The sequence below is a fragment of the Actinotalea sp. genome, assembly GCF_041597215.1.
Taxonomy (GTDB): Bacteria; Actinomycetota; Actinomycetes; order Actinomycetales; family Cellulomonadaceae; genus Actinotalea.
On record NZ_JBFHHB010000160.1, the window covers coordinates 1 to 7,339 of the forward strand.

General features: G+C 72.2%; 7 protein-coding genes. 6 read left to right on the top strand and 1 reads right to left on the bottom strand.

Annotated elements, in window-relative coordinates:
- The first annotated feature begins 48 nt into the window (after positions 1–48).
- Positions 49–354 (top strand): putative PEP-binding protein, encoded by a 306-nt coding sequence (locus ABWK99_RS11355; protein ID WP_372594819.1) that lies wholly within the window; start codon positions 49–51, stop codon positions 352–354.
- Positions 355–410: 56 nt separating this feature from the next.
- Positions 411–3,116, top strand: a complete 2,706-nt coding sequence (gene ppdK / locus ABWK99_RS11360; RefSeq protein ID WP_372594813.1) for a pyruvate, phosphate dikinase — start codon at positions 411–413, stop codon at positions 3,114–3,116.
- A gap of 19 nt (positions 3,117–3,135) precedes the next feature.
- Here the strand turns inward: ppdK and ABWK99_RS11365 are convergent, their stop codons facing one another.
- Entirely contained in the window at positions 3,136–3,597 is a 462-nt protein-coding gene (locus ABWK99_RS11365; RefSeq protein WP_372594814.1) for a nuclear transport factor 2 family protein, read from the bottom strand.
- Positions 3,598–3,765: 168 nt separating this feature from the next.
- Here ABWK99_RS11365 and ABWK99_RS11370 point away from each other — a divergent pair, with 168 nt between their 5' ends.
- The 4 genes from ABWK99_RS11370 to ABWK99_RS11385 all read left to right on the top strand — a co-directional run.
- Positions 3,766–5,256, top strand: coding sequence for a cytosine permease (locus ABWK99_RS11370; protein WP_372594815.1), 1,491 nt, complete (start codon positions 3,766–3,768; stop codon positions 5,254–5,256).
- A complete protein-coding gene (locus ABWK99_RS11375; protein ID WP_372594816.1) occupies positions 5,253–5,828 on the top strand; it encodes a cysteine hydrolase family protein in 576 nt (191 codons plus the stop codon). Before ABWK99_RS11370 ends, ABWK99_RS11375 begins: the two co-directional genes overlap by 4 nt.
- Positions 5,825–6,535, top strand: coding sequence for a GntR family transcriptional regulator (locus tag ABWK99_RS11380; protein WP_372594817.1), 711 nt, complete (start codon positions 5,825–5,827; stop codon positions 6,533–6,535). The genes ABWK99_RS11375 and ABWK99_RS11380 overlap by 4 nt, the downstream gene beginning before the upstream one ends.
- Positions 6,536–6,598: 63 nt before the next feature.
- On the top strand, positions 6,599–7,339 hold a 741-nt coding region (locus ABWK99_RS11385; protein ID WP_372594818.1), incomplete at its 3' end, for an ADP-ribosylglycohydrolase family protein.

Consider the following 7,339-nt stretch of genomic DNA (forward strand, 5'->3'; position numbering starts at 1 on the left):
CCCCCCCCGCGTCCGGGCGTGGCGAACTCGCCCGGCGGACAGGGCTCGGTGCGCCGGACGCGGACGGGCGGGAGGGAGCTCGCCCCACGGCGGCTTCGCCTCGTCGCCGCCGTGTGCGACGGCGCGGGCGAGGCTATGGTCGGAGTCTGCGGCGAGCTTGCAGCGGACCCGGGCGCAGCGGCCCTTCTGGTGGGCCTCGGCGTCTCCGAGCTCTCGATGAGCCCGCTCGCGATCCCGCTGGTCAAGCGGGCCGTTCGTGCGGTGGACGACCCGGAGGCCCAGCGCCTGGCCACGGTCGCCCTGGCGGCCGACGGACCGACGGAGGTACGAGACCTGCTGAACCACCCAGCGTGATCATCGCGGTCCACGGGCGTCGGTCGCCCGCCGGCCGCTGACCGGAAGGCGCATCGATGGACCAGTTCGTGTACCCGTTCGCTCACGGCGACCGCACCATGACGGCACTCCTCGGGGGGAAGGGCGCCAACCTCGCGGAGATGACGCGCCTCGGCCTGCCCGTCCCGCCCGGATTCACCATCACGACGGAGGCATGTCGGACCTACCTCCTGACGGGGCAGGTACCGCCGACGCTGCACGACGAGGTCTCTGCGGCGCTGTCGGACCTGGAGGAGAGCGTCGGGCGGCGGCTCGGCGATCCGCAGGACCCGCTGCTGGTGAGCGTGCGGTCGGGTGCCGCGGCGTCGATGCCGGGGATGATGGAGACCGTCCTGAACGTCGGGCTCACGGACGTGTCCGTCGCCGGGCTCGCGCGGGTGTCGGACGACCCGCGGTTCGCCTGGGACTCCTACCGCCGGCTCGTGCAGATGTTCGGGCGGACGGTCCTGGGGATCGACGGAGCGCTCTTCTCCGGGGCGCTCGACGCTCTCAAGCGCACCCGGGGAGCGCGCAGCGACCTCGACCTCACGGCGGGCGACCTGGAGGAGCTCGTCGCCGAGTACCAGCGCATCGTGCTGGACGGCACCGGGCGGCCGTTCCCGCAGGACCCGCGCGAGCAGCTCGACCTGGCGATCGCCGCGGTCTTCGACTCCTGGAACACCGACCGGGCCAGGGTCTACCGGCGCCGCGAGCGCATCCCGCACGACCTGGGCACGGCGGTCAACGTCTGCACGATGGTCTTCGGCAACCTCGGCGAGACCTCGGGCACCGGGGTCTGCTTCACCCGTGACCCGGCCACCGGTCACACCGGGGTCTACGGCGACTACCTGGCCAACGCGCAGGGCGAGGACGTCGTGGCCGGGGTCCGTAACACCCTGTCCCTCGCGGACATGGAGCGGCTGGACCCGGAGAGCCACGCCCAGCTGCGCGGGATCATGCGCACGCTCGAGGCCCACTACCGCGACCTGTGCGACATCGAGTTCACCGTGGAGCGCGGCAAGCTCTGGATGCTGCAGACCCGCGTGGGGAAGCGGACGGCGGGCGCTGCCTTCCGGATCGCCGTGCAGCTCGTCGACGAGCAGATCATCAGCCTCGACGAGGCGCTGAGCCGGGTGAGCGGTGCCCAGCTCGCCCAGCTGATGTTCCCGCAGTTCGACCCGGACCAGGAGCGGGTGCTTCTCACGACGGCCACACCGGCCTCGCCGGGTGCCGCCGTCGGCCGGGCCGTCTTCGACTCCGCGACGGCGACCGAGTGGGCCGCGCGCGGGGAGGACGTCATCCTGGTGCGCCGGGAGACCACGCCGGACGACCTCGAGGGCATGATCGCCGCGATCGGGGTGCTGACCAGCCGCGGCGGCAAGACCAGCCATGCCGCCGTCGTGGCGCGCGGGATGGGGCGCACGGCCGTGTGCGGCGCCGAGGGGCTCGACGTCGACGAGGAGGAGCGGTGCGTCCGCACGGGGGAGACGGTCGTGCGGGAGGGTGACGTGCTCTCGATCGACGGCTCCACCGGTGCCGTCTTCGCCGGTGCCGTCGCCGTCGTCCCCTCGCCCGTCGCGCGGTACCTCGAGGAGGGGCTCGTCGCGGCCGTCCAGGGCCTGCACGGCGAGGCCGCTGAGCTCGTCATGGCCGTGGACCGGCTCCTGAGGCATGCCGACAGCGTGCGTCGCCTCGCCGTCCGCGCGAACGCGGACACCGCCGTCGATGCCGCACGCGCCCGCACCCTCGGTGCCCAGGGCATCGGCCTGTGCCGGACGGAGCACATGTTCCTCGGGGAGCGTCGCGTGCTGATCGAGCGGGTCATCCTCGCCGACAGCCACGGCGCACGGGACGAGGCGCTCGCCGCGCTCCTTCCCCCGCAACGGGACGACTTCGTCGCGCTCTTCGAGGCGATGGACGGGATGCCGACGACGGTGCGGCTCCTGGACCCGCCGCTGCACGAGTTCCTGCCCGACCGTGCAGAGCTCATGGTGAAGGTGGCGCGTGCGGAGGAGCGGGGCGAGCCGCACGAGGCGGACCGGCGGCTGCTCGACGCGGTCAACCGGCTGCACGAGAGCAACCCGATGCTGGGGCTGCGCGGCGTGCGGCTCGGGCTGGTGGTCCCCGGCCTCTTCGGCGTGCAGGTGCGGGCGATCGCCGAGGCGGCCGTCGAGCGGCTGCGTGCCGGCGGTCGGCCCAAGGTCGAGATCATGGTGCCGCTGGTCGGCTCGGTCATGGAGCTGCACCTCATCCGGGACGAGATCGACGGGATCGTCGCCGAGGTCGCGGAGGAGGCGGAGGTGGAGCTGAGCATCCCGATCGGCACGATGATCGAGCTGCCTCGTGCCGCGCTGACCGCCCACCGCATCGCCGAGGCGGCCGAGTTCTTCTCCTTCGGCACCAACGACCTCACGCAGACCACCTGGGGCTTCTCCCGCGACGACGTCGAGGCCGCGTTCTTCGCCTCGTACCTCGACCAGGGCGTCTTCACGGTCTCGCCCTTCGAGAGCCTCGACGTCGACGGTGTCGGCCGCCTCCTCCAGGTCGCCATCGAGGAGGGACGGGCCACCAGGCCAGGGCTCAAGCTCGGGGTCTGCGGGGAGCACGGCGGGGACCCGGAGTCGATCCACTTCTTCCACCGCGCCGGCCTGGACTACGTGTCCTGCTCGCCCTTCCGGATCCCGGTCGCCCGCCTCGAGGCCGGCCGCGCGAACGTCGACACCGGTGGGGGTGACACGCGCTGAGGTCCGGTCCGGCGCGCCCTCAGGCCCTGGCCTGGAAGGCCGCCAGCCGTGCGCGTGCGCCGGCGCGGACCTTGCGCTGCACGAGTGGTGACCACCCGAGCAGGAGCCCCGGCAGTCCCAGCGCCTGACGTGCCCAGCGGGGGAAGTCGAAGACGTCGTGGTGCTCGACGATGAGACCGTCGCGCACCACGAGGTGTGCGACGACCTCGTTGTGCACCGGGCGCCGCCGCGCCCCGAAGGCGTAGTCGGCCGTCCACCTCACGGTCGTGGAACCCGAGCGGGACTGCACGACCTGGAAGGTGACGGTGGGGCTCCCGCTCGCTCCGCAGAGCATCCGCCACATGTCGCCGGCGTCCTGACCTGTGAGGCGGCCGAAGGCCGGGTCATCGAAGGCGATCTCACCGGAGTAGCAGGCGGCCATGGCCTCGCCGTCGCCGCGGGTGAACGCGGTGTAGAAGGCGGTGATCGGGTCGGCGTGCACGGGCCTCCTCGGGGGGCGGGGAGGTCACGGTACGCGCTCGTGGCCTGCCGCGGGGTGGTCATGCCGGAGGCCGGGCGGCTCGCCCTGCCGGGCTCCTTGACGAGAAAGGGCGACGTCTCTACTCTCACGACGAGACAGGTATAGACAGGTGCGACCTTGGGAGTCCGGATGGGCATCGAGACGTCGTCGGCGCAGCGTGACGCTGCCGCAGGGGCGGGGCTGGCCGTCGAGCAGAACGGCATCAACTCCATCCACAGCAGCGAGCACAAGGGTCGACCCCGTGACCTGTTCTGGCCGTGGTTCGCGGCGAACGTCTCGGTGCTCGGCGTGGCCTACGGAGCATTCATCCTCGGGTTCGGCGTCTCGTTCGCGCAGGCCGTCGTCATCGGAGTCGTGGGGATCGTCGTCTCCTTCCTCTTCTGCGGGTTCATCGCGGTGGCGGGCAAGCGTGGGCACGCGCCGACGATGACGCTCAGCCGTGCCGCGTTCGGCGTCACCGGCAACCGCCTCCCGTCGACGCTCTCCTGGCTGCTGACCGTCGGCTGGGAGACGGTGCTCGCCGCACTGGCCGTGCTGGCCACGGCGACGGTCTTCGGCCGGCTCGGATGGTCGAACGGCACGGGGACCAAGCTCATCGCCCTCGTCCTCGTGGCCGCGCTGATCGTGCTCGGCGGAGTGATCGGGTTCGACTTCATCATGAGGCTGCAGAAGTGGATCACCATCGCCACGGGGGTCCTGACGGTCGTCTACATGGTCCTGGTCGCCGACCAGATCGACTTCGCAGCGCTCTCGTCGATCCCCGCCGGTTCGGCACCTGCTGTCATCGGTGCGCTCGTCTTCATGATGACCGGGCTGGGGCTCGGGTGGGTCAACATGGCCGCCGACTACTCCCGGTACCTGCCGAGGTCGTCCTCCGCCACCGGTGTCGTGGCCTGGACGACCTTCGGTGCTTCGCTCGCTCCGGTGATCCTCGTCGTCTTCGGGACGATGCTCGCGGGGTCGTCGGCCGACCTCAACGACGCGATCGTCGCCGACCCGATCGGCGCCCTGACGACGGTCCTGCCGACCTGGTTCCTCGTGCCCTTCGCCCTGGTCGCCGTGCTCGGCCTGATCGGCGGCTCGGTGCTGGACATCTACTCCTCCGGACTGGCGCTGCTGAGCGTCGGCCTGCGCGTCCCGCGCGCCGTGGCGGCAGGAATCGACGGCGTGCTGATGTCCCTCGGCGCGATCTACGTCGTGTTCATCGCCGACAGCTTCTTCATCCCCTTCCAGGGCTTCCTCATCACTCTCGGCGTCCCGATCGCCGCCTGGTGCGGGATCTTCATGGCCGACATCCTCCTTCGACGCACGCCCTACGCCGTTTCCGAGCTGCTCGATCCCAGAGGTCGTTACGGCACGGTCCGGGTCTCGGCGATCGTGCTCACGGTCGTAGGCTCGGTCGTCGGCTGGGGATTGGTGACCAACGGTTACGCCTCGTGGCTCACCTGGCAGGGCTACCTCCTCGGGCCGATCGGCGGGCGGGAGGGCGACTGGGCATGGGCCAACCTCGGTGTGCTCGCGGCCCTGCTCATCGGATTCGTCGGGACTCTCGTGCTCGGGCGGTCCGCGATCGCGGCGCAGGAGGCGCTGCCGGTCGCCGCGCAGGAGGTGGACGGATGACCACCGGGTCCTGGCTCGTCGCGATCGACATGCAGCGCATCTTCGGGGAGCCGTCGAGCCAGTGGTTCACCCCTCGGTACGCGGAGGCGTCGGCGGGCGTGGCGCGGCTGCGCGAGTCGTTCGGCGAGCGCGTCGCGTTCACCCGCTTCCTCGCCCCGTCCACACCGACGGGGGCCTGGGTCCCCTACTACGAGCAGTGGCCCTTCGCCCTGGACCGGGAGACCCTCCCGCTGTACGACCTCATGCCGGAGTTCGCCCTCGAGGTCCCCCCGGTCGGCCGGGCGGTCCTCGTGGACCGGACCACCTTCGGCAAGTGGGACGCCGACATGCGCGCGAGCCTGGCGGCCGTGGACGAGATCGTGCTGACCGGTGTCTCGACGGACTGCTGCGTGCTGTCCACGGCGCTGGCAGCGGCGGACGACGGGGTGCGGGTGCGCGTGGTCGCGGACGCCTGCGCGGGCGTGAGCGACACCGACCACCAGCGCGCTCTGGACGCCTTGGCGCTGTACGGCCCGATGATCGAGATCACCACGGTCGACGAGGTGCTGGCCGACCGCGGCGGAGCCTCGTGACGGGGCGCGAACCCCAGCTCAAGCACGAAGAGGTCGCCGCCGTGCTCGAGGAGGAGATCCGCACCGGCCGGCTCGGTCGTGGCGGACGGCTGCCTGGCGAGCATGCGCTCGCCGCCCAGTTCGACGTCAGCCGGACGACGGTGCGTCACGCCCTGGCCCGCCTGGACCGCGAGGGCCTGATCGCTACCCGGCCGGGGAAGGGCTCGTTCGTCGTCTACGACGGTGCTCCGCTCGACGCGCGGCGCGGGTGGGCCGTGGCCTTTCAGGAGCGAGGGATCGAGATCGAGGTGGAGGTCCTCCGGCTCGAGGTGGTCACCGACCGCGGGCTCGCCGAGGCACTGGGACGGGAGTCCGCCGAGTTCGTTGCCGTCGATCGGATCCGGCGGGTCGTCGGCGGACCGGCCGTCTCCTACGAGCGGAGCAGGGTGCCTGCCCTCGGAGCCCTGCTCGACCTGCCCGAGCGGGGCCTGGTCGACGGCTCGCTGACCGCTACCCTCGCGGCCGCGGGTCTGATCGCCGGGCAGGGCGAGCAGTGGGTGCGGGGCGGAAGACTCGACGGCGAGGAGTCGGTGGCCCTCGGGCGATCGACGGACGACTGGTTCCTGCACACGACCCTGACCGTCAGGACCCCTGGCGGCAGCCTCGTCGAGCATGTGCGCAGCTCGCTCGACCCTGAGCACTTCCAGTTGCATCTCGAGGTGCTCTGACCGAGCCGTGCCCACGAGGAACGGCTGTCCTGCGCGAGACGAACGACGTCGGTGAGGAGTGGCATGTCCACCTACGGACCCCAGGCGCGCGACCGTGCGCGCGCCGCGCTTGCCGGGCTCGCGATAGGCGACGCCCTCGGGATGCCCACCCAGCTGATGTCCCCGGCGGAGGTCGCCGAGCGATTCGGGGTCCTCGACGGCTTCCACCCCGGCGGGCCTGATCACCCGATCGCTGCGGGCATGCCGGCGGGCTCGGTCACCGACGACACCGAGCAGGCCCTCGTCCTGGCCCGGCTCATGATCGACGGCGGCGGGCACGTGGAGCCGAAGGAGTTCGCCGCGCGACTCGTGGCCTGGGAGGACGACATGCGCTCCCGCGGCTCGCTCGACCTGCTCGGCCCGTCCACGCGCCGCGCCGTCGCCGCCGTGATGGCAGGGGTCGACGTCTCGGAGGCAGGCCGCGCAGGCGCGACCAACGGCGCCGCCATGCGGATCGCGCCGCTCGGCATCGCGGTGGGGTCGGCCGATCTCGGCGCGCTCGTGGACCGCGTGGTCGAGGCCTCGAGCGTCACGCACCACACCGGCCTGGCGATCGCGAGCGCCTCGGCGGTGGCCGCGGCCGTCAGCGCGGGGATCGGCGGCGCCGACGTGGCGTCGGTCATCCCGCTCGCCGTCGAGGCCGCCGCGCTGGGCGCCGCGCGCGGCAGCTGGGTGGCGGGCGGGGACGTCGCCCGACGGATCCGCTGGGCTGTCGACCTGGTGCAGCGCGCTCGACCCGAGGAAGCGCTGCGCGACGTCCGGGAG

What these genes read in the sequence shown, in the direction of transcription:
- ppdK (WP_372594813.1), top strand. Translation starts at nt 411, where the DNA reads ATGGACCAGTTCGTGTACCCGTTCGCTCACGGCGACCGCACCATGACG.
- ABWK99_RS11370 (WP_372594815.1), top strand. Translation starts at nt 3,766, where the DNA reads ATGGGCATCGAGACGTCGTCGGCGCAGCGTGACGCTGCCGCAGGGGCG.
- ABWK99_RS11375 (WP_372594816.1), top strand. Translation starts at nt 5,253, where the DNA reads ATGACCACCGGGTCCTGGCTCGTCGCGATCGACATGCAGCGCATCTTC.